Annotated in this window: 26 protein-coding genes and 1 other RNA gene; 16 read left to right on the forward strand and 11 right to left on the reverse strand. The window is 66.9% G+C overall.

The genetic code is table 11. The features are described 5' to 3' along the window. Positions 1 to 371: 371 nt before the first annotated feature. The 3 genes from OCU_RS51910 to OCU_RS43680 all read left to right on the forward strand — a co-directional run bounded on the left by OCU_RS51910 (position 372) and on the right by OCU_RS43680 (position 1,903). Entirely contained in the window at positions 372 to 563 is a 192-nt protein-coding gene (locus tag OCU_RS51910; RefSeq protein WP_080552517.1) for a DUF3263 domain-containing protein, read from the forward strand. Further along, a complete protein-coding gene (locus tag OCU_RS50650) occupies positions 560 to 1,273 on the forward strand; it encodes a DUF4352 domain-containing protein (protein ID WP_029384585.1) in 714 nt (237 codons plus the stop codon). The genes OCU_RS51910 and OCU_RS50650 overlap by 4 nt, the downstream gene beginning before the upstream one ends. 171 nt (positions 1,274 to 1,444) lie before the next feature. After that, entirely contained in the window at positions 1,445 to 1,903 is a 459-nt protein-coding gene (locus tag OCU_RS43680) for a hypothetical protein (RefSeq protein WP_009954259.1), read from the forward strand. 96 nt (positions 1,904 to 1,999) lie between these two features. Here the strand turns inward: OCU_RS43680 and ssrA are convergent. The 9 genes from ssrA to prfB all read right to left on the reverse strand — a co-directional run bounded on the left by ssrA (position 2,000) and on the right by prfB (position 8,940). Continuing rightward, positions 2,000 to 2,367, reverse strand: a transfer-messenger RNA (tmRNA) gene (ssrA, locus tag OCU_RS50655). Between the two features lie 165 nt (positions 2,368 to 2,532). Further along, on the reverse strand, positions 2,533 to 3,378 hold the full coding sequence (locus tag OCU_RS43685) for a maleylpyruvate isomerase family mycothiol-dependent enzyme (RefSeq protein WP_014380840.1): 846 nt from the start codon (positions 3,376 to 3,378) through the stop codon (positions 2,533 to 2,535). Between the two features lie 19 nt (positions 3,379 to 3,397). Then, the gene (locus tag OCU_RS43690; RefSeq protein ID WP_438803706.1) at positions 3,398 to 4,141 is read right to left on the reverse strand and encodes an EamA family transporter; all 744 of its coding nucleotides are present in this window, start codon (positions 4,139 to 4,141) and stop codon (positions 3,398 to 3,400) included. Positions 4,142 to 4,236: 95 nt separating this feature from the next. Further along, entirely contained in the window at positions 4,237 to 4,746 is a 510-nt protein-coding gene (gene smpB, locus OCU_RS43695) for an SsrA-binding protein SmpB (protein ID WP_009954261.1), read from the reverse strand. 2 nt (positions 4,747 to 4,748) lie between these two features. Beyond that, the gene (gene ftsX, locus OCU_RS43700) at positions 4,749 to 5,642 is read right to left on the reverse strand and encodes a permease-like cell division protein FtsX (RefSeq protein WP_009954262.1); all 894 of its coding nucleotides are present in this window, start codon (positions 5,640 to 5,642) and stop codon (positions 4,749 to 4,751) included. Next, on the reverse strand, positions 5,643 to 6,332 hold the full coding sequence (gene ftsE, locus OCU_RS43705; protein WP_020415574.1) for a cell division ATP-binding protein FtsE: 690 nt from the start codon (positions 6,330 to 6,332) through the stop codon (positions 5,643 to 5,645). Between the two features lie 43 nt (positions 6,333 to 6,375). Then, the gene (locus OCU_RS43710; protein WP_014380843.1) at positions 6,376 to 6,864 is read right to left on the reverse strand and encodes a hypothetical protein; all 489 of its coding nucleotides are present in this window, start codon (positions 6,862 to 6,864) and stop codon (positions 6,376 to 6,378) included. Further along, positions 6,861 to 7,838: a mechanosensitive ion channel family protein gene (locus tag OCU_RS43715; protein ID WP_026071243.1), complete on the reverse strand. Its 978-nt coding sequence runs from the start codon at positions 7,836 to 7,838 to the stop codon at positions 6,861 to 6,863. Before OCU_RS43715 ends, OCU_RS43710 begins: the two co-directional genes overlap by 4 nt. Continuing rightward, positions 7,828 to 8,940: a peptide chain release factor 2 gene (prfB, locus tag OCU_RS43720; RefSeq protein WP_009954269.1), complete on the reverse strand. Its 1,113-nt coding sequence runs from the start codon at positions 8,938 to 8,940 to the stop codon at positions 7,828 to 7,830. The genes OCU_RS43715 and prfB overlap by 11 nt, the downstream gene beginning before the upstream one ends. A 171-nt stretch (positions 8,941 to 9,111) precedes the next feature. Between prfB and OCU_RS43725 the strand changes: the two genes are divergently transcribed. From OCU_RS43725 to OCU_RS43755, 7 genes are all read left to right on the forward strand, one after another. Next, positions 9,112 to 10,488, forward strand: a complete 1,377-nt coding sequence (locus tag OCU_RS43725; RefSeq protein ID WP_009954271.1) for an FAD-dependent oxidoreductase — start codon at positions 9,112 to 9,114, stop codon at positions 10,486 to 10,488. Positions 10,489 to 10,535: 47 nt separating this feature from the next. Then, positions 10,536 to 10,952, forward strand: coding sequence for a pyridoxamine 5'-phosphate oxidase family protein (locus tag OCU_RS43730; protein WP_009954272.1), 417 nt, complete (start codon positions 10,536 to 10,538; stop codon positions 10,950 to 10,952). Between the two features lie 712 nt (positions 10,953 to 11,664). Then, the gene (locus OCU_RS43735; RefSeq protein WP_009954273.1) at positions 11,665 to 13,995 is read left to right on the forward strand and encodes a nitric-oxide reductase large subunit; all 2,331 of its coding nucleotides are present in this window, start codon (positions 11,665 to 11,667) and stop codon (positions 13,993 to 13,995) included. Positions 13,996 to 13,997: 2 nt separating this feature from the next. Next, positions 13,998 to 14,624: a hypothetical protein gene (locus tag OCU_RS43740; protein WP_014712156.1), complete on the forward strand. Its 627-nt coding sequence runs from the start codon at positions 13,998 to 14,000 to the stop codon at positions 14,622 to 14,624. Continuing rightward, the gene (locus tag OCU_RS43745) at positions 14,621 to 15,418 is read left to right on the forward strand and encodes a slipin family protein (RefSeq protein ID WP_009954275.1); all 798 of its coding nucleotides are present in this window, start codon (positions 14,621 to 14,623) and stop codon (positions 15,416 to 15,418) included. Before OCU_RS43740 ends, OCU_RS43745 begins: the two co-directional genes overlap by 4 nt. A gap of 447 nt (positions 15,419 to 15,865) precedes the next feature. Then, a complete protein-coding gene (locus OCU_RS43750) occupies positions 15,866 to 17,041 on the forward strand; it encodes a PPE family protein (RefSeq protein ID WP_014380845.1) in 1,176 nt (391 codons plus the stop codon). Between the two features lie 48 nt (positions 17,042 to 17,089). Further along, on the forward strand, positions 17,090 to 18,178 hold the full coding sequence (locus OCU_RS43755; protein WP_014942742.1) for a PPE family protein: 1,089 nt from the start codon (positions 17,090 to 17,092) through the stop codon (positions 18,176 to 18,178). 6 nt (positions 18,179 to 18,184) lie between these two features. Here the strand turns inward: OCU_RS43755 and OCU_RS43760 are convergent, their stop codons facing one another. After that, the gene (locus OCU_RS43760) at positions 18,185 to 18,529 is read right to left on the reverse strand and encodes a hypothetical protein (protein WP_009955097.1); all 345 of its coding nucleotides are present in this window, start codon (positions 18,527 to 18,529) and stop codon (positions 18,185 to 18,187) included. A 33-nt stretch (positions 18,530 to 18,562) separates the two neighbouring features. On the opposite strand from OCU_RS43760, the gene hisN reads away from it, so the two are divergent. The 3 genes from hisN to OCU_RS43775 all read left to right on the forward strand — a co-directional run bounded on the left by hisN (position 18,563) and on the right by OCU_RS43775 (position 22,064). Next, positions 18,563 to 19,348 carry a histidinol-phosphatase gene (hisN, locus tag OCU_RS43765; RefSeq protein WP_014380847.1) on the forward strand — a complete coding sequence of 262 codons (786 nt, stop codon included), beginning with the start codon at positions 18,563 to 18,565 and terminating at the stop codon, positions 19,346 to 19,348. 80 nt (positions 19,349 to 19,428) lie between these two features. Next, positions 19,429 to 20,826, forward strand: coding sequence for an acyl-CoA dehydrogenase family protein (locus OCU_RS43770; RefSeq protein WP_008259397.1), 1,398 nt, complete (start codon positions 19,429 to 19,431; stop codon positions 20,824 to 20,826). A 32-nt stretch (positions 20,827 to 20,858) separates the two neighbouring features. Beyond that, a complete protein-coding gene (locus OCU_RS43775) occupies positions 20,859 to 22,064 on the forward strand; it encodes an acyl-CoA dehydrogenase family protein (protein WP_008259399.1) in 1,206 nt (401 codons plus the stop codon). Here OCU_RS43775 and OCU_RS43780 read toward each other — a convergent pair. Beyond that, positions 22,057 to 22,914, reverse strand: a complete 858-nt coding sequence (locus tag OCU_RS43780; protein WP_009955101.1) for an oxidoreductase — start codon at positions 22,912 to 22,914, stop codon at positions 22,057 to 22,059. The two genes, OCU_RS43775 and OCU_RS43780, sit on opposite strands and share 8 nt — an antisense overlap. Before the next feature lie 22 nt (positions 22,915 to 22,936). Here OCU_RS43780 and OCU_RS43785 point away from each other — a divergent pair, with 22 nt between their 5' ends. The 3 genes from OCU_RS43785 (at position 22,937) to OCU_RS43795 (ending at position 26,255) form a co-directional block, all read left to right on the forward strand. Beyond that, on the forward strand, positions 22,937 to 23,935 hold the full coding sequence (locus OCU_RS43785) for an acrylyl-CoA reductase family protein (RefSeq protein WP_009955102.1): 999 nt from the start codon (positions 22,937 to 22,939) through the stop codon (positions 23,933 to 23,935). Positions 23,936 to 23,957: 22 nt separating this feature from the next. Then, entirely contained in the window at positions 23,958 to 24,929 is a 972-nt protein-coding gene (locus OCU_RS43790) for an NADPH:quinone oxidoreductase family protein (RefSeq protein WP_009955103.1), read from the forward strand. 231 nt (positions 24,930 to 25,160) lie between these two features. Next, on the forward strand, positions 25,161 to 26,255 hold the full coding sequence (locus OCU_RS43795; protein ID WP_009955104.1) for a homogentisate 1,2-dioxygenase: 1,095 nt from the start codon (positions 25,161 to 25,163) through the stop codon (positions 26,253 to 26,255). Positions 26,256 to 26,264: the final 9 nt, after the last annotated feature.

The following is a 26,264-nucleotide window of genomic DNA, read 5'->3' on the forward strand; positions in this document are numbered from 1 at the left end:
CGCGTGGAAATGGGCCACGCTGGGAGCGCCTGACCTCTCAGGTCAACGCACGTCTACGTTGGGAATCGCAAAAGGCTGTCACCGCCGACGGCGACCACCTCCCCCCACTGCCTTGAGCAAGATTTGGCGGCAGGAAGTTCTGGTGCCCTTAGCGGGCGTCGATGAAATCTTGGCCAATCCAGAGGTCAGCCTGGCCTCGGAACCGGCAGCGCATCGAAATCTTGGGCGGCGGGAATGCGGCTTTTCGACGCCACGGCGAAGACCGACCCGACTTACCACGCTCGACCCAATACAGGTAGCCGAGCTCCGAGCACCAATGGACGGAGACTGGCTATGGACTCGCTGACCGAGAACAGCGGGCGATCATCGATATGGAGCGTCAGCGTTGGGCGACCGTCGGTGGGAAAGAAACGGCGGTTCCCGAACGGTTCAGCACGACACCCATTTGTTATTACCAGCTGACGATCCAGGTTCTCGCCTCGGCTTTTACGCCTGCCTACGATCCATTAATTACGAATCAGCTCCGTCGAATTCGTCTGCGACGTAAGGTTTGTGAACTATGACGACTCCCCCATCGCCTCCGCCCGGGTGGTACCCAGACCCGTCAGGGACACCCAATACACGATACTGGGACGGCCAGCAGTGGGGACCCGCGGCGCCGAGCACACCTCCACCCGCTGTCGCGCCGGCAGCACCTCCCAAAAAGAAGACCAGCACAGGCCGGATCATCGCAATAATCGCGGCCGTCTTCGTCGGGCTGATAATTCTCGGCTCGATCGGCAACCACGACAAGCAGCCAACAACATCGACGTCGACTTCCTCGGCATCCACACCTGGTTCCTCCGCCGAGACACCGAAGACGCCGTCGTCAGCCTCCAAACCGATTGCGTCGATTGGCCAAGAAGTCAGGGATGGCCAGTTCGCATTCACCGTGGTCTCGGTAGACCGCTCTAAGCAGGCTGGCGACTTGAGCAATCAGTTCGAAATCGTAACGGCGCAGGGCGAATTCCTCAACGTGCACATGACGGTTGCGAACACCGGCAATCACGCTCAGTCATTTTTCGCCACGAACCAGCATCTGAAGATCGGCGGCAAAACGTACGACGCAAACGGCATGGCCGCATTGTGGACGAGCTCAGCGAATGAAGAAGTTAACCCGGGCAACAGCATTCAGGTAGTGGTGTCGTTCGATGTGCCGCCGGGCGCCAGCGGCGGCACGCTTCAGCTGCATGATTCTGCCTTCTCTGGTGGCGTGCAAGTGGGTCTTCCCTGACACTGCGGGCGCGAGGGCTTTCGGGCGGGGCTAGCGGGCCGCGAGCTGCGGCGCGAATACGGGAACACCCGGCCATACTGGCCGTGCAATTCATACTTGATTGACTCCTTCGACCCGGTTATGGCGTCTCTGACCTAGGCGGCGAACCGAACCGGAGGCACGATGTCTCTCATGGTCGCCGTCTACCGCGCGCCGATGCGTTCCCGCAACGATGCCGTCGATCCACAACCTGCGATCGATCGCGCCCGACGGCTCGGCCTGTGCGGCTTCGGGCAATACGTGGATCGGTCGGGCGAACAGGAACGGCTTGTCCGTCGGGTCGGCCGATTCGCCGAGGTCGACGACGGCTCGTTTGTGTGGACCCGCGACACCGACGGGTGGTTCTGGTTAGGCCGCATCGCCGGGCCGTACTTCTATGACGCCGACGAACAGGCCGCGGCAGTGGATTTGGTGCACGTGCGACCGTGCGAGTGGCTGTCGTCACCGATGCCGGAGCAGGATGTGCCGTCCGCCGTCATTGCCACATTCGGCCGCGGTGGACGGAACTTCCAGGAAATCCACCACCCCTCGATCGGTGAGCGCACGCAAAGGATTTGGGATGCTCGCGGGAATCAGTCTGCAGGCGACTAGCCGAACCTGCAGACCGCGGACAGCTTAAGCGCTACGACCTGGGCCCAAAAAGGAAGCAGGCCAGGCGCGATAACACCGCCTGACCTGCTTCTTCCCTTGTGGAGCTGCCGGGAATCGAACCCGGGTCCTACGGCATTCCCTCAAGACTTCTCCGTGCGCAGTTCGCTATGCCTCTACTCGGATCTCCCGGTCACGCGAACAAGCCGAGATGACGATCCCAGTCGCTGTTGGTGTCCCGATAAGTCCCGCGACCGGACTCATCGGTGGATCCCTCTAGCTGACGCCAGGCTCCGGGTCGAGGGCGTTCCCGGTCTGACGGACTAGCTGTCGCTTAGGCAGCGAGAGCGTAGTCGCGCTGATGTGAATCGGCGCTTATCTGTTTGCAACGACGCTTACGGTGGTCGGTTGCCTGCACCGGCACGCTTCCCTTGATTCGATGCGCGAAGTCGAAACCTTTCAGCCCCTCGCATCCCGCCGACTTTCGGCAGGAATATCAATGGTACCCGCCTATCAACCAGCGGCAATGGGATTATCTTCCCCGCTCGGCCACGAGCGTCGACTCGTTGCGCGAAAAACCCCCATATCAACGCATCAATCCGACGTTCGTCGCGAAAGGCGACGAAGAGCGGTCAGATCACGAAGTTGAGGTGCTCGACGATCTGGCCGGCCACGTCTTTGTCGCCACCGAGTTCGACGTCCTGGGCGCGCGCGGGGCACATCGGCCGGCCGCCGGCGAGCCTGGTGAACTGCAGCCCGTCCAGCCGGATCGTCGCCGTCGGCTCTTGTCCCGCGAAGCTGTCGACGACGGCGGCCCGACCGTCGACCCTGACCCGGATGGTGCGGGCCAGCGGGCCGGTGAGCTCGAATTGGACGCGCGAACCCTCGGGGGCCTTGGCCAGCCTGCCCACCACATAGCCCATCGTGGCGGCGATCTCGTCGACGGCAAGCGAGGCCGCCGGGCCGGCGAGCTCGTCGTCGGAGGGCGGCCGCTCCAATGCGACGCGGATGTCTTGCTCGTGCATCCAGCAATCGAACACCCGGATCCGCATGAACCGGCCGTAGGTGTCCGGGCCCGTGGGGGTCGCCGTCACCGCGTTCCACTCCTCGTCGGACAGGGACGTCAGGGCCGCGCGCCGGTCGTCGGTGATCGCCCGGAAGCTTTCCAGCACATCGGCATCCGCGTGGGTGCCCAGATGGCGAACCCAACACTCGTTCATCGCTCCGATGTCGTTGCGCACGTGCTCCAGCACGGAGACATCGATGTCGGGCTGGGGCGCGGCGATGCCGGCGAGGAAGGACTCGGTGCCGATCATGTGCGACACCAAGGCCTTGACGTCCCAGCCCGGCAGCGGACTCGCCGCCCGCCATTGCGCCTCGGACAGGCCCGCCAACAGCGCGTCGAGGTCGTCCCAAACGGCGAACAGACCGGTGAGCACGGTGGACTTGTCGAGTTTGGTGACGGGGCGATCGGCCATGGTCAGGATCGTAGGCCGGTCAGGCCGACGCGATCATCGCCACGGACCCCATCGCGAGCACCATGCCGATCCCCTGCCAGCGGGTCACCCGCTCCCGCAGCACGACCATCGCCAGGACGACCGTCGCCGCCGGATACAGCGAGGTCAGGATGCTGGCCAACGACAGCAGCCAGGTGTGCAGGGCCGCCAGCATGGTGATGTTGGCGAAGATGTCTAGGACGGCGACGGCGACCGCCAACCGCAACGGCTTGCCGCGCGGCATCTTCAGGTTCTGGCTGGTTGCGGCCATCGCGAAGATCACCAGGCTGGCGGCCACCCGGGCGAACACCAGCGGCCAGAGCTTGCAGACGTGGGGTGCCTGGTGCAGAAACACCAGGTTCAGTCCCATCGCCGAGCCCGCAACGACCGTGAGCCAGGCCACTTTTGGGGTGAACCGATATGGGGTCCCCTCGACGGGGGCCTCGCGGCTGACCAGCATCACCGCCCCCAGGGCCAGCACGACACCCACCAGGGCCGCCTGCCCCGGCCGCTCCCCCAGAGCCATACCCACTGCGACGGGTACCGCGGCGTTCAGCACGGCCGCCAGCGGTGAGACGACGGAGATCGGTCCCGAACCCAGCGCCGCGAAGAACGCCCACATGCCGAACGCCATGCCGATTCCGTAGAGGGTCCCCCACAGAACGGCCCCGACATGAATAGGGCCACCGACGAAGATGGCCATCACACCGAGTAGGACTGTCTCGATCGGATAGGCGACCAGCATGACGCGCAGCGCGGCCACCCGCCGAGCTGCGACACCGCCCACAAAATCGCTGACACCGTACGTAACGGCTGACAGCTGGGCGTACGCGGCGCCGATCAGGTCATGCCCTTCGCTCGGCGCCCTAGTTCACGGACCACTTCGCGCTGTGCGTCGCGCTGGGCCATGTCCTGGCGTTTGTCGTAAGCCCTTTTGCCGCGCGCAAGGGCCAGTTCGACCTTGACCTTGCCCTCGGAGAAATACAGAGACAGCGGCATCAAGGCGAGGTTACCATCTCGAATCTTGCCGACCAGCCTGTCGATTTGTTGCCGATGTAACAACAACTTTCGGTTGCGCCGGGGGTCATGATTGGTCCAGCTACCGTGCTGGTACTCCGCAATGTACAAGTTGCGCAACCACACTTCGCCGTCGTCGATCGTTGCGAAGGCGTCAGCTAACGAAGCTTGGCCCTCGCGCAGGCTTTTGACCTCGGTGCCTTGCAGCGCGACCCCGGCCTCGAACGATTCGATGATCGAATAGTTATGCCGCGCTTTGCGATTGGTGGCCACAACTTGTTTGCTGCCGCCTTTGCCGCCCGCCGCCTTGGCCCGGCCGGATCCCTTGGCCACAGCTACCGCCGGATATAGAGGCGCAAGGTCGCGTACGCCGTCAGGGCCGCCATCGACACGCCGAGCAGAAACAGCCACGGCGAGATATAGAGGATGTCGGCGTAGTCGACCTTGGCGATCAGGTGAGCTTGGTAGAACTGGCTCAGCGCGTTGTCCAGGAACAAGGCCCGCACCAACATCAGGCCGATGACCGCGATGGCGACACCGATGGACGCGGCCAGCATCGCCTCCACCAGGAAGGGCAGCTGGGTGTACCACCGGCTGGCGCCCACCAGCCGCATGATCCCGATCTCCGTGCGTCGCGTGTAGGCCGCGACCTGCACCATGTTGGCGATCAACAGGATCGCCCCGACCGCCTGCACCAGCGCGACGGCGAACGCGGCATCCCGCAACCCGTCGAGCACCGCGAACAGCCGGTCGATCAGGTCCTTCTCGTTGAGGATGCTGCGCACCCCCGGCTGCCCCTGCATCGCGGCGTCGAATTCCGCGTGCTGTTCGGGGTTGTTGAGTTTGACGATGAACGACGCGGGGAACGAGTCCTTGCCCGCGACGTCCTTGAACTCCGGGAACTTCTTGATGGCGTCGTTGTAGGCGTCCTGCCGGTTGACGAACCGCACCGACTTGACGTCCTGTCGCGCATCGACCTTGTCGCGCAGCGCCTTACACGGAGCGGACGCGCACGTCGCGTCGTTGGCGGAGATGTCGTCGGTGAGGAAGACTTGCGTCTCGACGCGGTCGAGATAGATCTCCCGGGAGTTGTCGGCCAGCCGTACCACCAGCAGGCCGCCGCCGAACAGCCCGATCGAGATGGCAGTCGTCAGGATCATCGCGGCCGTCATCGTGACGTTGCGGCGAAGGCCGGTCAGGACCTCGTTGAGCAGGAAGCCGAAGCGCACTTAGCGGTCCATCCCGTAGACGCCACGCTGCTCGTCGCGCACCAGCCTGCCCAACGACAGCTCGACGACGCGCTGGCGCATCGAGTCGACGATGTGATGGTCGTGTGTCGCCATCAACACCGTCGTCCCGGTGCGGTTGATCCGCTCCAACAAATCCATGATGTCCTTACTGGTATCTGGGTCGAGGTTGCCCGTCGGCTCGTCCGCCAGCAGCACCAGCGGCCGGTTGACGTAGGCCCGCGCGATCGCCACGCGTTGCTGCTCGCCGCCGGACAGCTCGTGGGGCAGCCGGTTTGCCTTCCCCGACAGGCCGACGGTTTCCAGCACGTCGGGCACCACGCGGTTGATCGCGTCACTGCGCTTGCCGATCACTTCCAGCGCGAAGGCGACGTTCTCGTACACGGTCTTCTGCTGCAGCAGGCGAAAGTCCTGAAAGACCGTTCCGATCACCTGACGCAGCTTCGGTACGTGACGACCGCGCAGCTTGTTGACGTGGAACTTCGACACTCGGATGTCGCCGGAGGTCGGGCTCTCCTCGCCGAGCAGCAGCCGCATGAACGTCGACTTGCCCGAACCCGACGGGCCGATCAGGAAGACGAATTCACCCTTGTCGATCTTGACGTTGACGTCCTCCAATGCGGGACGGGCCGCGCTTTTGTACTTCTTGCTGACGTGGTCCAGGGTGATCATCACGGCACGCCAGTGTAGCGGTGATTTTCGCTGGCAGGCGAAGTCAACGGGCCGGGGGCGACGTCGTGGGGGTCGGACCGGGGCCCGGCTGCGGTTGCTCGGGCGTCGGCGTGGGCGGGCTCGTGCTCGGCGGGCAGAACGGCGCCGGGAGGATGCACGGCAGCTGCGGCATCTGGAACGGCGGCGTAGTGGTGGTGGTCGTGGTCACCGGGGGTGGCGGCGGTGGAGGCGGCGGCGTGGTCGTCGGGGTCGGCGTATAGGTGACGGTCGCCGGCGGCTGCTGCACGCGGCTGCGCGGCACCCACGTGTAGTTGGGATCGGGCACGAACCCCGGCGGCACCACTTGCTGGGCCGGGGGCTTTGGCGCCGGCGCCGGGCGGTAGGTGTCGTAGGTCCACCACACCAGGAAAAAGGCGATGATCAGCACCAGGGTCGACGTGCGCATCCGCCCGCCGAAGACGTAATTCGGCCAGCGATGTTCGGCATCCGTGTCGTCGCCGCGCTTCTCGAGGATGTTCAGGGTGAATTTCACCGCTTTTGCCCCGCACCTTGGACGTCATTATCGGTTTGCCGTTCGGCGGCCGGGACGGACGCGTCGTCGACCAGCTCCACCCGCGCGTCCGCCGCCGTCACGATCCCGACGCGGGCCAGCGCGCGGATGACCAGGACACGCAGCTGCCGGCCGACCTCGAACTGCTTACCGGGCAGGGTGCGGGCCACCATTCGCAAGGTGACGGTGTCCACTTCGATGCTCTCCACCCCCATCACGGTGGGCGCATCCAGCAGCAATGCCCCCAGCACGGGGTTGTCCATCGCGCGGTCGCATTCCTGGTGCAGGACCTCGTTGACCCGGTTCAGGTCGGCGCTGGTCGACACCGGAATGTCCACCACCGCGCGCGCCCAATCCTTGGACAGGTTGACCACCTTGACGATCTGCCCGTTCGGGATGGTCAGCACCTCGCCGTCCGGCGAGCGCAGCCGGGTCACCCGCAACGTCACGTTCTCGACGGTGCCGCTGGCTTCCGTGGCCGCAACGACGGTGAGGGTGACCAGATCCCCGAAGCCGTACTGCCGCTCCACCAGGATGAAAAAGCCGGACAGCAGGTCTCTCACCAACTGCTGGGCGCCGAAACCCAGGGCGGCGCCGACCACGGTGGCCGGGGCGACCAGACCCCCCACCGAGAACTGCAGCACGTCGGCGATCTGCAGCATGACCCAGATGCCGATGATGACGACCGATACCCAGGAGATCACCGAGGCCACGGCCTGGCGGTGCTTGGAGGCTTCCGAGCGCACCAGCGCGTCGCTTTCGGCGAAGCCGAGGTTGAGCTGCCGGGTCACCTGCTGTGCCACCCAGTTGACGAACCTCGCCGCCAGCACCGCCGCGATCAGCACCATGGCGATCCGCAGACCCCTGGTGATGATCCACTCACCGATCTCGCCCCGCCAGAAGTCGTGCCAACGGTGCGTCATCGAGGCCGCAAGAATGCTTGTGTTATTCGTCATCTTTTCGGTTGCGCCAACGGATTCCCGCTTCCAGGAATCCGTCGATGTCTCCATCCAGGACGGCCGCCGGATTGCCGACCTCGTATTCGGTCCGCAGGTCCTTGACCATCTGATAGGGGTGCAGCACGTAGGAGCGCATCTGGTTGCCCCACGAACTGCCGCCTTCGCCTTTTAACGCGTCCAGCTCCGCGCGTTCTTCGGATCGCTTGCGCTCCAACAACTTTGCCTGAAGCACTCGCATCGCCGAGATCTTGTTCTGCAATTGCGATTTTTCGTTCTGGCAAGTGACGACGATACCCGTTGGGACGTGGGTTAAACGTACCGCGGAGTCGGTGGTGTTCACGGATTGGCCGCCCGGGCCGCTCGAACGGTAAACGTCAACGCGCACATCGCCTTCCGGAATGTCGATGTGATCGGTGGTCTCCACCACAGGCAGCACCTCGACTTCGGCGAACGAGGTCTGACGCCGGCTCTGGTTGTCGAACGGGCTGATTCGCACCAGCCGATGGGTGCCCTGCTCCACCGACAACGTGCCGTAGGCGAACGGGGCGTGCACGGCGAACGTCGCGCTCTTGATGCCGGCCTCTTCGGCGTAGGAGGTGTCGAACAGCTCGACGGGATACTTGTGCTGCTCGGCCCACCGGATATACATCCGCATTAGCATCTCGGCCCAGTCGGCGGCGTCCACCCCACCGGCGCCGGAACGGATCGTGACCAGCGCCTCGCGCTCGTCGTACTCGCCCGAGAGCAGGGTGCGCACCTCGGTGGCCTCGATCTCGGCCTGCAGCGCCTTCAACTCGGCGTCCGCCTCGGCCAGCGCCTCTGCCGCGCCCTCGCCCTCCTCGGCCGCCAGCTCGTACAGCACCGGCAGGTCGTCCAGACGCCCCCGCAGCTCCTCGATCCGGCGCAGCTCGCCCTGGGCGTGGGACAACTCGCTGGTCACCCGCTGGGCGCGGGTCTGGTCGTCCCACAACTGAGGATCGGAAGCCTCGCGTTCGAGCTTCTCGATGCGGGCGCGCAGACCGTCCACATCGAGCACCCGCTCCACCGTGGTCAGGGTGGAGTCGAGGGCGGCGATGTCGGCTTGACGGTCGGGTTCCACAGCCGACAACGTTACCGGGGGCCGCCAGCCTGCCCGGCCACCGGCGAGTGCTGAGGTCACGACCAGCGGTCATGCGTTTAGAGTCGAGGCACGATCATGTGCGCCCCGCGTTGCGCGCCGGCCTATTTTGGAAGCCCCCGGCGCTGACGTGGCCCGAATAGAAGGTCGAGAATGCGCCCGTACCACGTTGCAATCGTCGGCTCCGGACCGTCGGGGTTCTTCGCCGCGTCCTCCTTGCTGAAGGCGGCCGACGCGTCGCAGGACATCGATGTCGCCGTTGACATGCTGGAGATGCTCCCCACCCCGTGGGGGCTGGTGCGCTCCGGCGTCGCGCCCGATCATCCGAAGATCAAGTCGATCAGCAAGCAATTCGAGAAGACGGCCCAAGATCCGCGGTTCCGTTTCTTCGGCAACGTCTCGGTCGGCGAGCACGTGCAAGCCAGTGAGCTCGCCGAGCGTTACGACGCCGTCATCTATGCCGTCGGTGCCCAGTCCGACCGCGCGCTGAACATCCCCGGCGAGGAGTTGCCGGGCAGCATCGCCGCCGTCGATTTCGTGGGCTGGTACAACGCGCATCCCAACTTCGAGGAGGCCACGCCCGACCTGTCGGGCGCGCGCGCCGTGGTCGTCGGCAACGGCAACGTCGCCCTCGACGTCGCGCGCATCCTGGTCACCGATCCCGACGTGCTGGGCCAGACCGACATCGCCGACCACGCGCTGGAGTCGTTGCGGCCGTGCGGGGTCGACGAAGTGGTGGTCATCGGCCGGCGCGGGCCCCTGCAGACCGCGTTCACCACGCTCGAACTTCGCGAGCTGGGCGATCTGGAGAACGTCGACGTGATCGTCGACCCGGCGCAGCTCGAGGGCGTGAGCGACGAGGACGCCGCCGCGGCCGGCAAGACGGCCAAGCAGAACATCAACGTGCTGCGTGATTACGCGAAGCGCTCCCCGCGCCCGGGGCATCGCCGGATCGTGTTGCGCTTCATGACCTCGCCGATCGAGATCAAGGGCGAGGGCCGGGTGGAGCGGATTGTGCTCGGCCGCAACGAGCTCGTCACCGACGCCAACGGGCGGGTCTCCGCCAACGACACCGGCGAGCGCGAGGAGCTGCCGGTGCAGCTGGTGGTGCGCTCGGTCGGTTACCGCGGCGTGCCCACGCCGGGGCTACCGTTCGACGAGAAGACCGCGACGATCCCCAATAGTGGGGGCCGGGTCGACGGGAGCCGCAACGAATACGTGGTCGGGTGGATCAAGCGCGGGCCGACCGGCGTCATCGGCACCAACAAGAAGGACTCCCAGGACACCGTGGACACGCTGCTCGCCGACCTGGCCAGCGCCGCCCGCCCCGATGGTGGCGGCCTGGCGGATTTCCCGGACGACCACGCCGATCAGCTGGCCGAATGGCTGGCCTCGCGCCAGCCCAAACTGGTCACCTCGGCGCATTGGGAGCTCATCGACGCCCACGAGCGGGCGGCCGGCGAGCCGCACGGGCGCCCCCGGGTCAAGCTGCCGAGCTTGGCCAAGTTGCTTCGGGTCAGCCACGGCTAGATCGCCGGCCCTACTCAACGCCGGCGATTCTCCGTAGCGTTGGGGTCGTGCGTAGCGACGAACCGGTGAGCGTACTCACCGAGGACGAGAACTGGAATCGGTTGGGCAGTGTCACGCTGGGCCGGCTGGTCACCAACTTCGCCGGTGAGCCCGAGATCTTTCCGGTCAACTTCGTGGCGCAGGACCGCACCGTGCTGTTCCGCACCGCCGAGGGCACCAAACTGTTCTCGGCCGTGGCGAACCACGCGGTGGTCTTCGAGGTGGACGACCACAACCTCGTCGAAGGCTGGAGCGTCATCGTCCGCGGTCGCGCCCGGCTGCTGAAAACCGACGCGGACATTGCACACGCAGACCGCGCGCAGTTACTGCCGTGGACCGCCATGCGCAAGCCGCACTATGTGCGGATCACCCCGACCGAGGTCACCGGTCGTCATTTCCGGTTCGGCCCGGAGCCCGATTCATAGGTTGCCACAGCGGATCGCGAGCACGGAGTGCCTGCTCCGCGTGCGCGTCGGGATACAACCGCATCCACCGTGCGAGTCGGCGATCCAATTGCGCGGGCGCCGTGAAGTTTCCGAGCGCAGCATCGCGCGAGATCGACACCGCTCGCAGTGTGGCTCCGCGCAGCCTCGCTTCCTCGAAAGCGTGCCGCAGCACCGTGCCGTTGTCCACCTCGGCGACGACGGTGCCGACCTGCGCGAGCCTTCGGCTGGTCGACCGATGGATCACGGCGACCGGGAATAGGGCCGCGCGGACCAACGAGAACGCAACCGATCAGCTTGAAAACCGTTTTGCCCCAGAGGATGTCCGCTTCCACCTTGCGCGGTTCGCCGGCCGCGTCGACGGCCGATGGGCGTCGGCAAGCGCGGCGCGCGCGACGGCGAGTCGGGTAATCCGTCGATTCCCACGACAATCGCCGGAGCCGAATACATTTTGCTCATCGCGACTTCCTTCGTTGAGCGGTGCGTTCTCAGGCTATTGGCCGTAAAGCGCTCTCCCCCAAGGAGATCGGTCTCGAATTTGGCGCCATTGGAACCGACTGGCCGCGAAACGCTGCGAATTCACTGTTGCCATCGCGATGCCGGCAACCGAATACTGGGTGCGGACGAAAACCGGGTTTGTTTGACATGCGAGACAGCGGCACCACAGCCACCACCTAGACGGGAGACCTCGCGCATGACCGCTCAACCGACCTCCGCCCAACAGTCATCGTCACAGCCGCTGGTCGGCAAAGGCTGGGTCCAGGGTGTCGCCCTCGTCATGATCTTCGGCTTCCTGGTGATGGGCATTCTGGCCTACCGCACCTATTCGGCGTCGATGCCGATGCCGGACAAGGTCGTCAGCGAATCCGGTCAGCTGCTGTTCACCGGCGAGGACATCACCCGCGGACAGGAGCTCTACCAGGCGCGCGGCCTGATGGAATACGGCTCGGTGCTCGGTCATGGCGCCTACCTGGGACCCGACTACACCGCCGAATACCTGCGCGCGGCAACGCAGGACGTCGCCGATCAGCTGAGGGCGCAGGGTGTCAGCGAGCCGCGCGATCGGGTGGTCACCGAATTCCGCACCAACCGCTACAACCCGGCGACCAAGACGTTGGTGTTCACCGATCGGCAGGCCGCGGCGTTCGACCACATCCAGAACCGGTACGCGGCCTACTTCGGGGAGAATTCGACGAAATACGGTCTGCTGCCCCACATGATCACCGACCGGGCGCAAATCCGTGAACTGACCGGGTTCTTCGCCTGGACGGCATGGGCGGCGGCGGCCGAACGCCCCGGGCACCGGTACACCTACACCAACAACTGGCCCGCCGAGCCGCGAGTCGACAACGGCCCCACCGCTCCGGTGATCGTCTGGTCGGCGCTGTCGCTGATCGCCCTGCTGGGCGGCATCGGCATCATGTTCGCGGTCTACGGCCGCTGGAGCCAGAAGGTCGGCTGGCACAGCGCCGAGTCGTCCACCCTGTCCTTCCGCCAACCCGGCGAGGTGAGCCTGACGCCCGCGCAACGAGCCTGCATCTGGTTCTTCGCCATCGTCTCGGTGCTGTTCCTGGCGCAGACGCTGCTGGGCGCGGCCGCTGAGCACTACCGGGCCGACCTGTCGAACTTCTTCGGCTTGGACCTGGCCCGCGTGCTGCCGTACAACCTCGCCCGCACCTGGCACCTGCAGCTCTCGCTGTTCTGGACGGCGGCGGCGTTTTTGGCCGGTGGCATCTTCTTGGTGCCGTTCATCGCGCGTCGCGAACCCAGGCGTCAGGCGTTGCTCGCCTACGTGTTGCTCGGGGCGGTCGCCGTGGTGGTGTTCGGCTCGCTGATCTGTGAAGCGCTGTCCATCTATGGCGTGATCCCCGCGGGCGGGCTGTTCTCCCAGCAGTGGGAGTACCTCGACCTGCCGCGGCTGTGGCAGGTCCTGCTGATCGTCGGCATGTTCTTGTGGATCGCCATCATCTGGCGCGGCATCCGCGGCAGGCTCAAGACCGAGTCGAAGATGAACATGCCCTGGCTGTTCTTCTTCTCCGGGCTGGCCATCCCGGCCTTCTACGCCGTCGGCCTGTTGGCCGGCAGCGACGCCCACTACACCGTCGCGGACTTCTGGAGGTTCTGGGTCGTGCACCTGTGGGTGGAGGACTTCCTGGAGTTGTTCACCACCGTGATGGTGGCCTACATGTTCGTTCTGCTCGGTGTGGTGCGCGAGCGGATCGCACTCGGCGTGATCTTCCTCGACGTCATCCTGTACTCGGCCGGCGGCGTCATCGGCACCATGCATCACCTGTACTTCTCCGGCACGCCGGTGGAGCACATGGCGCTGGGGGCGTTCTTCTCCGCCGCCGAAGTCATACCGCTGACCTTCCTGACCGTCGAGGCGTGGGCGTTCCTGCAACTCGGCGCGCGCCAGCAATCCGGCGACGCCAATCCCTTCCCGCATCGCTGGGCGGTGATGTTCCTGGTCGCGGTCGGATTCTGGAACTTCTTGGGGGCGGGCATCTTCGGGTTCCTGATCAACCTGCCCATCGTGTCCTACTACCAGATCGGCACCGCCCTGACGGCCAACCACGGGCACGCGGCGATGATGGGTGTTTACGGCATGCTCGCCGTCGGCCTGGCCATGTTCGCCTTCCGGTACGTGATCCCGGCCGACAAGTGGCCGGAGAAGCTGGCGCGGATCTCGTTCTGGTGCATGAACATCGGGCTGGCGTGGATGGTGTTCGCCACCCTGCTGCCGCTGGGCGTGCTGCAGCTCTACCATTCGGTCAACGACGGCTATTTCGAGGCGCGGTCGCTGGGCTACATCACCAAGCCGGGCAACGCGGTACTCGAATGGCTGCGGCTACCCGGAGACGTCATCCTGATCGTCGGCGGCGTGCTGCCGTTCGTCTGGATCGCCTGGATCGCGCTGCGCAATTTCCGGTCGGGCACGACGGCGCAGGAGCTGCCCGAAAGTCCGCTGTACACCCAGGCCGCGGTCGAGCCGGAGGCCGGCGCCGCGGTGCCGGCGAAGGATTGACGGTGACCGCGCCGGCGACCTCGGTGTGGTTGATCGCGGGGTACTCCCTGGCCCTGCTGGCCGTCGGGTGGAGTTTCGACGTCATGGCCCGACGGGCGTCGGCGCACGCGGCGCGCTGGCGCACAGGCCAATTCACCTACCGGCCCGACCATGACGCCTGGATATGTCCGCAGGACCACTGGCTGTGGCCGACGTCGTTCGATCCCAAGCACCGGGTCATGCGGTACCGCGCGCTGCCGGTGGTCTGCAACAGCTGCCCCGTCAAATCCGACTGCACCACATCGGAGCACGGTCGCGAGATCAGCCGCGAGATCGACCCGTGGCCGCATTCGGACGCCGGCCGGTTTCACCGCGGAATCGCCTGCTGCGTGGCGGCATTGGGCATCGTGTTGCCGCTGGCCACCTTGATCGCCAACCACTCGGCCGCGGACGCGCTGGTCCTGATGGCGACCGTGCTGCTGGTCGCACTGCTCGGCGCGCCGCTCGTCCGCCACCTGTGGAACACTCCGTCGAACGCGCCTGAACACCTGCCGCACCGCACCGCGATCGAGGATCAGGTGGCGGCGGCGATCGACCGCTACTCCACGCGCTGGGGCGGCTGGAAGCCCAAGGAGGACAACACGACATGACCACGCTGGTGATCGGCCTCATCGCCGCCGGAATCGTTGTGCTTGTGGTGCTCGCGACGTGGTCGCTGGTGGTGCTGCGCGAGTACGAACGCGGGGTGGTGTTCCGGATGGGGCATGTACGTCCGCTGTACGCCCCGGGGCTGCGGCTCCTCATTCCGCTTCTGGACAAGATGATTCGCGTCGACCAGCGCCTGGTCACGCTGACCATTCCGCCGCAGGAGGTGATCACCCGCGACAACGTGCCGGCCCGCGTCAACGCCGTCGTGATGTTCCAGGTGACCGATCCGCTGAAAGCGATTCTGGCGGTGGAGAATTACGCGGTCGCGACCTCGCAGATCGCCCAGACCACCCTGCGTTCGCTGCTGGGCCGGGCGGACCTGGACACGCTGCTCGCGCACCGCGAGGACCTCAACAGCGACCTGCGCACGATCATCGAGAAGCAGACCGAACCCTGGGGCGTCCAGGTCCGTGTCGTGGAGATCAAAGACGTCGAGATCCCCGAGTCGATGCAGCGAGCGATGGCGCGTGAGGCCGAGGCCGAACGCGAGCGCCGCGCCAAGGTCATCAACGCCCGCGGCGAGTTGCAGGCCTCGGAGGAGCTGCGCGAGGCCGCCGAGACCCTGTCGAAGAGCCCGGCCTCACTGCAGTTGCGTTACCTGCAGACGCTGCTGGAGCTGGGAGCCGATCAGAACTCGACCGTCGTCTTCCCGTTGCCGGTCGACATCATCACGCCGTTCCTCCGAAATCCCGAGATGCTACGGGGTGTGGTCGACAGCTTCAACCATCGCGGTTGACGGCGGGCCGACGCCGGGGTTAGCCCAAATATCAAGCGCGTCAATTACTTTCAATATTCGACACGCGTAGATCTAGAGGCCGCTTCGGTGAACAGAAGATGAACGATGGGCAAACGTAGTCTTAATTCTGCCTGGTCGGCGCCGTGAAATACACAAAACCCCGCACACGTCGGCCGCACCTGCGACCTTTGAAGGGCCCAAAAACCGAAGGTCTCCCGCGATGCCCTGTGCGCACGGTCCGCCAACTCGATAAGTACCGCGCTGCCCGCTAGGCAGGCGCGGAGCGATCGCGCCCGGCCGTCCCGTCCCCCGACGCGGGGGTGAGCTTTGCCGGCTTGTCATGCCGGCCTGGGATCGGCCCCACCAACTTTGATCAACGCCGTTGCGGCAAGCGCCGGCGCCAGTGGCGTCTGTCCGCAGACCGCACTTCGAGGGGATGTATCCACAATGGATTGGGCTTTTGTTCCACCAGAAATCAACTCCGCCCGGATGTATACGGGCCCCGGCATGGGCTCGCTGTTGGCCGCGGCGGGAAGCTGGGACGCGCTGTCGGCCGAGCTGAGTTCGGCCGCCGAGGGCTACGAATCGGCGCTCTCGGGCCTGGACCTGCAATGGCGCGGTCCCGCAGCGCAGGCGATGGCGTTCGCCGCCATCCGCTACGCCGAGTGGCTGCAGGTGACCGCCGAGCAGACCAGGCAGACGGCCATGCAGGCCCGGACGGCCGCGGCGGCCTATGAGCAGGCGTATGCGATGACGGTGCCCCCGCCCGTGATCACCGCCAACCGCACCCTGCTGGCGGCGCTGGTGGCGTCGAACATCGTCGGCCAGAACACCGCGGCCATCGCGGACACCGAGGCGCAGTACGCCGACTATTGGGCCCAGGACGCCGCCGCCATGTCCGCCTACTCCGTGTCCTCGGCGGCCGCGACCCAGTTGCCGCGGTTTGCGCCCGCGACCAACTCCACCAACGAGTCCGGGGTGAGCGCCCAGAAGGCCGCCGTGACCGCGGCCAACAGCAACGCCGCCGCCAACAAGGCCGTCACGCAGAGTTATTCACCGTTATCCACGCAGCAAACGGGCGACACCTACAACTACTACGGCGACATCTATGACTTGTCGGATACGACAGCGGCGGCCGGCGGCAAACCCTTCTTTGCGGCCCTCGACGCCATTCAGGGCACCGGCGTCGGCTTCAGCGCTCCCTACAACATGGAGCAGTTCGTATCCGGCATCATCGGGGCCGAGAACAATTTGGGTATTCTCGCTAAGCCCTTGGCCGCCGCCCCTGCTCTCGCGGCGCCCGCACTCAGCAGCACCACAACGAGTCTCGGCGGGGGTCTCGGCGCAGGCCTGGGCAACGTCACCGCAACCCTCTCGCACGCCGGATCGATCGGGCCGATGTCCGTGCCCGCAAGCTGGGCCGCGCCCACGAGCACCCATATCTCGCCGTTGGAGCCGGCCGGTTTCACCACGCTGCCGGGAACCGAGGAGCCGGTAGCGTCCGGTTACCCCGGCTACCCCGGCATGCCGGGCGGCGGCGCCTCGCGATCCGTCGGAGCGGGTGTCCCGCCCCGCTACGGCGTGCGGCTCACGGTGATGCCACGCCCTCCGGCCGCCGGGTGACGCACCGCCAACAGGGCCGCTGTACGCAGCTGATAGCGCTGTAAGACAATGGATTTCGGGTTTCTACCTCCAGAGGTGAACTCTGGCCGCATGTACGCGGGCCCCGGCTCGGGGTCGTTGTTGGCCGCCGCGGGAAGCTGGGACTCACTGGCGGCCGAGTTGAGCATCACGGCCGCCGTGTACGAATCGGTGCTGTCCGGCCTGACGGGCCTGTCCTGGTACGGGCCCGCCTCCCAGGCGATGGCGGCCAGCGCCGCCCCTTACGTGGGATGGCTGCACGCGACGGCCGAGCGCGCACAGCAGACGGGCATCCAAGCTCGGGCGGCGGCGGCAGCCTACGAGCTGGCGCGCGCCATGACCGTGCCCCCGCCCGCGGTCGCGGCCAACCGCACCCAATTGGCGACGCTGGTGGCAACGAACTTCTTCGGGCAGAACACCGCCGCGATCGCGGCGAACGAGGCCCAGTACGCCGAATACTGGGCCCAGGACGCCTCCGCGATGTACAGCTATTCCGCCAGTTCTGCTGCAACGGTGCAGTTTTCGCCGTTCTCTGCCCCGCGCGAAGCGACCACTCAGGATGGGGTGACAGCGCAGCAGGACGCCGTTACGCAAGCTACCGCCAATGCCGCGAACTCGAATGCGGGCCCGGGTTCGCAGCTGTTCGCGTTTTCCAGAAGGGACGGATTCGCGCGAATCCTGGACACCATCCAGGGCGCCCAGGTCGCGTTCCGATCAATCTTCACGGCGGAGGGGTTCAACGCGGGAATCATCCAGGCGGACAAGAACTTGGGCATTTTGCCGAACCTCGCGGCGGTCCCGGCCGCGCTCCCGAAGGCGCCCGCGCTGAGCGGCGCCGCGTCCGGTCTGGGGAACGTCAATGCGGTGCTGGCCCGCGCCGGCCGAATCGGCCCGATGTCGGTGCCCGCGGGTTGGGCCGCCGCGGCGGGTGACCCCGTCCCGGCGTTGCCCGGCGGCGGGTTGTCCGGGCTGCCGGCGACCGAGGCGCTCGCCCGCACCGGGCCCGCCGCCGCCGGCGTCCCCGGCATACCCGGAGGGACGGTTCGGCGGGCACCGCTTGTGGTGCCCCGCTACGGCGTTCGCATCACGGTCATGACGCGCCCGCCCGCGGCCGGCTGACGCGCCCTAGGACTGCGGCTCCTGCGGTGCGGGCGGAGTCGGCGGGGCGATTCTCCAGTTGTCCGGATTCTTGGGCGAATACAGCACCGGGAACAGTTGACCGATGGTCGGCCACTGATCCACGTCGACGGCCATGCGCTGATACACCGCATGTTCGTTGACCGAGGGGCCGTTGATCACTCCGGCGATGGTGACGAATTGCTCGCCGGTGGCATCGGGACGCGGGCTGACCCCGGTCACCAGCAGCGTGCCACTCAGCAGCTCACCGCGGGGACCGCGCGGGACGAACCGCTGGACCAGGAATACCGCCAGCACCGCGATCAGGAGGATCAGCAGTCCGAATTCCCACACCCCGCCATCGTAGGGCCGTGATAAGACTGCGTCATGAGTCGCACCGAGGATCTGGCGCTGGCACTGACGCTTGCCGACCGCGCAGACTCGTTGACGTCCTCCCGATTCGGTTCGCTGGACCTGCGCGTTGACACCAAACCGGATCTGACGCCGGTGACCGATGCCGACCGCGCGGTCGAAACCGAGCTGCGGGAGGCGCTCGCGCGCGAACGCCCGAAGGACAGCATCGTCGGCGAAGAATTCGGCGGAGACACGACCTTCACCGGGCGGCAGTGGATCATCGACCCGATCGACGGGACCAAGAACTTCGTCCGCGGGGTGCCGGTCTGGGCCAGCTTGATCGCGTTGCTGCACGACGGCGTCCCCGTCGTCGGCGTGGTGAGCGCCCCGGCGTTGCAGCGCCGGTGGTGGGCCGCGGACGGCCACGGCGCGTTCGTCGCCTTCAACGGCACACCACCCCGCCGGATATCGGTTTCCTCAGTGGCGCAACTGAATTCGGCCAGTCTGTCGTTCTCCAGTCTTTCCGGGTGGGCGCAGCTGGGCGTGCGGGACCGCTTCATCGCGCTGACCGATGCCGTGTGGCGGGTGCGCGCGTTCGGCGACTTCCTGTCCTATTGCCTGGTGGCCGAGGGGGCGGTCGACATCGCCGCCGAGCCGGAAGTGTCGGTATGGGATCTGGCCGCGCTGGACATCCTGGTGCGCGAAGCGGGCGGGACGCTGACGGCGCTCGACGGCACCGCGGGACCGCATCATGGCAGCGCCGTGGCCACCAACGGCCTGCTGCAGGGGCAGGTGCTCGGCAGCCTCACTGTGAATTAGTTAACAAGTGTTCTCTGTGATCTTACTCCGGAGTAAGATCGGCTGTATCCGCTTGCCCATCAACCTGAGGCCGCTGACCCATGACCGATACCGGTTCACCAAAAACAACCGCCCGCTCGCGCGTCAAACGGCGCGACCATAAGTCCGCGGTCGGGCTGCAACCGCACAAACGCACCGGCGTCGACATCGCCATCGCGCTCATCACCCCGCTCGTCGGCCAGGAGTTCCTGGACAAATACCAGCTGCGCGACCCGCTCAACCGCGCCCTGCGCTACGGCACCAAGACGATTTTCTCTACGGCCGCCACGACTTCTCGGCAGTTCAAGCGGGTCCAGAATCTGCGCACCGGGCCGACCCGGCTCAAGTCCAGCGGCAAGGACTATTTCGACCTGACGCCCGACGACGAGCAGAAGATGATCGTCGAGACCCTCGACGAATTCGCCGAGGAAGTGCTGCGCCCCGCGGCGCACGACGCCGACGAGGCGGCCACCTACCCGCAAGACCTGATCGCCAAGGCCGCCGAGCTGGGCATCACGGCGATCAACATTCCCGAGGATTTCGACGGCATCGCCGCGCACCGCTCCAGCGTGACCAACGTGCTGGTCGCCGAGGCACTCGCCTACGGCGACATGGGCTTGGCGTTGCCGCTGCTCGCCCCGGGCGGCGTCGCCTCCGCGCTGACCCATTGGGGCAGCGCCGATCAGCAGGCGACCTACCTACCGGAATTCGCCGGCGAGAACGTGCCGCAGGCCTGCGTGGCCATCGCCGAGCCGCAACCGCTCTTCGACCCCACCCGGCTCAAGACGACCGCGGTGCGCACCCCGAGTGGCTACCGCCTCGACGGCGTGAAGTCATTGGTGCCGGCCGCGGCCGACGCCGAGCTTTTCATCGTCGGCGCCCAACTCGACGGCAAGCCGGCCTTGTTCATCGTCGAGTCGTCGGCGAAAGGCCTGACGGTAAAGGCCGATCCGAGCATGGGGCTGCGCGCGGCGGCCCTGGGCCACGTCGAGCTCTCCGGGGTGTCGGTGCCGCTGGGCGCGCGCCTCGGCGAGGACGACGCCTCGGATCAGGATTACTCCGAGGCCATCGCGCTGTCCCGGCTGGGCTGGGCGGCGCTGACGGTCGGCACGTCGCACGCGGTGCTCGACTACGTCGTCCCCTACGTGAAGGAACGCGAGGCCTTCGGTGAGCCGATCGCCCACCGCCAGGCGGTGGCCTTCATGTGCGCCAACATCGCCATCGAATTGGACGGGCTGCGGCTGATCACCTGGCGCGGCGCGGCGCGTGCCGAGCAGGGCCTGCCCTTCATCCGCGAAGCGGCGCTGGCCAAGCGGCTCGGCGCCGACAAGGGCATGCAGATCGGACTGGACGGCGTTCAGCTGCTCGGCGGCCACGGCTACACCAAGGAGCACCCAGTCGAGCGGTGGTACCGCGACCTGCGGGCCATCGGCGTCGCCGAGGGTGTCGTCGTCATCTAAGTCGTTAACTCATTCGAGCTGAAAGTTCAATCATGGCAATCAATCTGGAACTGCCCCGCAAGATGCAAGCGGTCACGACCAAGACGCATCAGGGCGCCGCTGAGTTGATGCGGCCGATCGCCCGCAAGTACGACCTCAAGGAGCACGCGTACCCGGTCGAGCTCGACACCCTGTTCAGCCTCTTCGAAGGCGCTTCGGAGTCATTCGAATTCGCCGGAGCGAACGCGCTCGGCGGCGAGGACGAAGAGCGCGACAAAAACCACAACGGCGCCAACATGGCCGCGCTGCTCCAGACGCTGGAAGCCAGCTGGGGCGACCTCGCGATGATGCTGTCGGTCCCCTACCAGGGGCTGGGCAACGCCGCCATCTCCGCCGTCGCGAACGACGAGCAGCTACAACGCCTCGGCAAGGTGTGGGCGGCGATGGCGATCACCGAACCCGGCTTCGGGTCGGACTCGGCGGCGGTCGCGACGACCGCCACCCTGGACGGCGACGAGTACGTGATCAACGGCGAGAAGATCTTCGTCACCGCCGGGTCGCGCGCCACGCACATCGTGGTGTGGGCCACCCTGGACAAGTCGCAGGGCCGCGCGGCGATCAAGTCGTTCGTCGTGCCGCGCGAGCACCCCGGGGTCACGGTCGAGCGGCTCGAGCACAAGCTGGGCATCAAGGGTTCCGATACCGCCGCCATCCGGTTCGACAATGTCCGCATCCCGAAGGAAAACCTGCTCGGCAACCCCGAAATCGAGGTCGGCAAGGGCTTTTCCGGTGTCATGGAGACCTTCGACAACACCCGGCCCATCGTCGCCGCCATGGCCGTCGGCGTGGGGCGCGCGGCGCTCGAGGAGATCCGCAAGATCCTGACCGAGGCCGGCGTGGAGATCTCTTACGACCGACCGGCGCACGTTCAGAGCGCGGCGGCCGCCGAGTTCTTGCGAATGGAAGCCGACTGGGAGGCCAGCTACCTGCTCTCGTTGCGGGCGGCCTGGCAGGCCGACAACAAGATCCCCAACTCCAAAGAGGCGTCGATGAGCAAGGCCAAGGCCGGCCGGATGGTCACCGACGTCACCCTCAAGTCCGTCGAATTGGCCGGCACCGCAGGGTATTCCGAACAGACCCTGCTGGAGAAGTGGGCGCGCGACTCGAAGATCCTGGACATCTTCGAGGGCACCCAACAGATCCAGCAGCTGGTCGTCGCGCGCCGACTGCTGGGCCTGTCCTCGGCCGAGCTCAGGTAGCGACCGCGTTCAGCCGCTCGCGGTCGTCGTCGTCCAGTTCGATCGAGGCGACGTCGACGTTCTCCTCCAGGTGCCGCAGCGACGAGGTGCCGGGGATCAGCAGCACGTTGGGCGCCACGCCGAGCGTCCACGCCAGCGCGACCTGGGCCGGGGTGCGGCCGAGGCGCTGCGCGATCCCCTGGACCAGCTGATGGCCGAGCACGGGGTTGGGACGCATGAACGCCGCGCCCAGCGGGAAGAAGGGGACGAACGCAATCCCCCGCGTCGTGCACTCGCCGAGCACCGCGGCCGACTCGCGGTGAATGAGATTGAATGCGTTTTGCACACAGGCGATTTCGGTGCGCTCGCACGCATGGGCCAGCTGCTCGCGGCTGACGTTGCTCAGTCCGATTGCGCCGATCAGCCCGGCGTCGCGCGCGGAGATCATGGCCGAGAGCTGGTCGTCGAACAGCTGATCGGGAGCCGAGCTGTCGAACACCCGCAGGTTGACCACGGCGAGCCGCTCGACGCCGAGAGTGCGCAGGTTCGTCTCGATGTCGCGGCGCAGCTCGGCCGGCTCGCCGGCCGGCAGCCAGGCCCCGTCGCCGTCGCGGCGCCCGCCGACCTTGCTGACCAGCGCCAGGTTTGGCGGATAGGGATGCAGCGCCTCGCGGATCAACTCGTTGGCAACGTCGGGCCCATAGATCTGGGCGGTGTCGATGTGGTCGACGCCGAGTTCGACCGCGCGCCGCAGTACGGCCAACGCCTCGTCGCGGTCGCGCGGCGGGCCGAACGCGTTCGGACCGGGCAGTTGCATGGCGCCGAAGCCCACGCGGTTGACCGAAAACCCACCGAGTGGAAAGGGATCCATACGGTGAGGTTAGCGTCGAAGCATGGACACGTTTCACGCGCTCGTCGCGCGCCAAGATGGTGACCGGATAACCGCGTCGGTCGAGACGCTTCGTCCCGACGACCTACCGCCCGGGGACGTGACGATCCGGGTCCTGTATTCGAGCGTCAACTACAAAGACGCGCTGGCGCTGACGCCCGGCGGCGGCGTGGTGCGCAACTATCCGGTGGTGCCCGGCATCGACCTGACCGGCGAGGTCGTGGAGTCCACCTCACCGGACTTCGCCGTCGGCGACGCGGTGCTGGCCCACGGCTATGCGATCGGCACCGGCCACCACGGCGGCTACGCCGAATACGCGCGGTTGCCGGCCGACCAGGTGGTGGCGCTCGGCGCGTTGAGCCCCCACGAGGGCGCGGCGATCGGAACCGCGGGCTTCACCGCGGCGATGAGCGTGCAGGCGCTGATCGACTGGGGCATCGCACCCGACGCCGGCGACATCGTCGTCACCGGCGCGACCGGCGGAGTCGGCTCGGTCAGCGTGGACCTGCTGGCGGCCGCCGGGTACCGGGTCGTCGCCTCGACCGGCAAGGCCGACGCCGCCGAGCGGCTGAAAACCCTTGGTGCCGCGGAGGTTATCGGTCGCCTGCCCGCCGATCCCGACGCCAAACCGCGACCGCTCGGCAAGGCCCGCTGGGCGGGCGGGGTGGATTGCGTGGGCGGGGCGACGCTCGCCGACGTGCTCAGCACCATCGACTACGGCGGCGCGGTGGCGGCCAGCGGTCTCACCGGCGGTCCCGCCCTGCACACCACGGTCATGCCGTTCATCCTGCGCGGTGTGGCGCTGCTGGGCATGGACTCGGTGCTGATGCCGATCGGGCCGCGGCGCGCGCTGTGGGCCCGGCTGGGTGATTCGTTGCGGCCGCGTCACTTGGACTCGCTGGTCAGCGACGTCGACGTGAAGGACGTCGTCGGCGTGATCGATCAGGTGCGCGCCGGCAAGTTCTCCGGCCGGGCCGTGGTGCGGGTCGCGGGCGGTTTTTGAGGCGGCAGTAGGCTCTGCTGGCATGCGCGCGGTACGGGTGACTCGGCTCGATGGTCCAGACTCGGTCGAGTTGGCCGACATCGACGAACCGACTGGTGACGGGGTCGTCGTCGACGTGCACGCCGCCGGGGTGGCGTTCCCGGACGCCCTGCTCACCCGCGGCCTGTACCAGTACCGCCCGCAATTGCCCTTTGTGCTGGGCGCCGAAATCGCCGGCGTGGTCCGGTCGGCGCCCGAGGGCGCGCACGTGGGTCCCGGCGACCGGGTCGTCGGCCTCACGATGCTGTCCGGCGGCATGGCCGAGGTCGCAATCTTGGCCCCGGACCGGGTGTTCAAGCTGCCCGACAACGTGAGCTTCGAGGCCGGCGCCGGCCTGCTGTTCAACGACCTGACGGTGTACTTCGCGCTCACCGTGCGGGGCCGGTTGCAGCGCGGCGAGACGGTGCTGGTCCACGGCGCGGCCGGCGGCATCGGCACCTCGGCGCTGCGGTTGGCGCCGGCGCTGGGCGCCTCGCGCACCATCGCCGTCGTCAGCACGCAGGACAAGGCCGACATCGCCACGGCCGCCGGCGCGACGGACGTGGTGCTGGCTGACGGGTTCAAGGACGCGGTCAAGGAGCTGACCCACGGCCGTGGCGTCGACATCGTCGTCGACCCGGTCGGCGGCGACCGGTTCACCGATTCCCTGCGCTCGCTCGCCCCCGGCGGACGACTGCTGGTCGTCGGATTCACCGGCGGTGAGATCCCCACCGTCAAGGTAAACCGATTGCTGCTCAACAACATTGACGTCGTCGGCGTGGGCTGGGGCGCGTGGGCGGGCACGCATCCGGGCGCGCTGGCCGAGCAATGGGCCGGCCTCGAACGTCTGCTCACCTCCGGGGAGCTGGCTCCGCCCGAGCCGGCCACCTACCCGCTGGACGAGGCCGCGGCCACCGTCGCCTCACTCGAAAACCGCACCGCCAAGGGCAAGGTCGTGCTGCGCGTCCGGGGTTGACGGACGTATTTGTTGGCCGCCTCCCAGCGAGCGGGCGCGTTGCCATCGGAGTTGTCGCTGGGAGGTGGGCACCGAGCGGGTCCGGCCTGCCGGAGACGCCTGTGGCGACTGTGACTGACGCGAGACGACGACGGCCTGGCGCTCTTGCGGCCCTTGTGTCCGACCAAAACAAAAAGTAATGTCACTTTCAGTTTTGTGACCGCCGAGCTTGGCCCATCGGAGGAGCCGTCCATGGAATCCTTTGTGCACCTGCGGAAAGGGAAGACGCCACGCCGGCTTCATGCGGATCTTGACGGGCTCAAGGACGACGAGCTGGGCCGCGGCGGGTTCACCGGTCGCACCGCCAACCTCTACCGGCGCAACGATCCCACCGCCTACCGGTCGGTCGGTCCGCTGCGCCCCCTCGACGTGCTGTCCAGCGAGCTCAAGCCCGGCGACGCCACCGACGCGGGTGGCGGGCCGCTGCTGATGTTCAGCAACGACGACTGCCGAATTCTGTTGAGCCGTCGCCATGAGCCGATGCCGTTCTTCGCTCGTCACGTCGACGGCGACCTGCTGTGCTTCGTCCACCAAGGCACCGGTCTGGCCGAGACGGAGTTCGGGCCGCTGCGCTATCGGGAGGGCGATTGGCTGTACATCCCGAAGGCGTGCACCTGGCGCCAGCTGCCCGATACCGCGACGACGATGCTGATGATCGAGGCCCGCGACGAGTTTCGGATACCGCCCCCCGGCGCGCTCGGCCGCCACTTCCCCTTCGACCCGTCGCAGGTCGTCATCCCCGAGCCGGTCCCCGCCGACGACGACGCGTCCGGCGGCGAGTACGAGGTCCGGCTGATCCACGAGGGCGGACCGACAACGCTGTTCTACCAACACAATCCGCTCGACGTCGAGGGCTGGCGCGGCGATAACTTCGCGTTCACGTTCAACATCGCAGACTACAACGTGGTCACCTCCGACAGCGTCCACCTGCCGCCGACCGTGCACCTGTTCATGCAGGCCACCGGCGTCTACGTGATGAACTTCCTGCCCAAGCCCGCCGAGGGCGTCCCGGGCACCGAGCGCACACCGTGGTATCACCGCAACGTCGACTACGACGAGATCGCCTTCTTCCACGGCGGCTCGCTCTACGGCATCCCGATGCCGCCAGGTTTGATTTCGCATGCGCCGCAAGGGGTTCACCACGGCGCACCCGAAAAGGCGCGCGAACGGGCGCGCCGCAAGTTCGACGAATACTCCCGCGTCGACTGGCAGGTGATCGCCATCGACACCCGCCGCCGGCTGACCCCGTCGGCGGAAATACTCGCCCACGACCTAGGACAACATTGATGACCCGCG

Origin of the sequence: Mycobacterium intracellulare ATCC 13950 (assembly GCF_000277125.1) — a bacterium.
Lineage (GTDB): Bacteria > Actinomycetota > Actinomycetes > Mycobacteriales > Mycobacteriaceae > Mycobacterium > Mycobacterium intracellulare.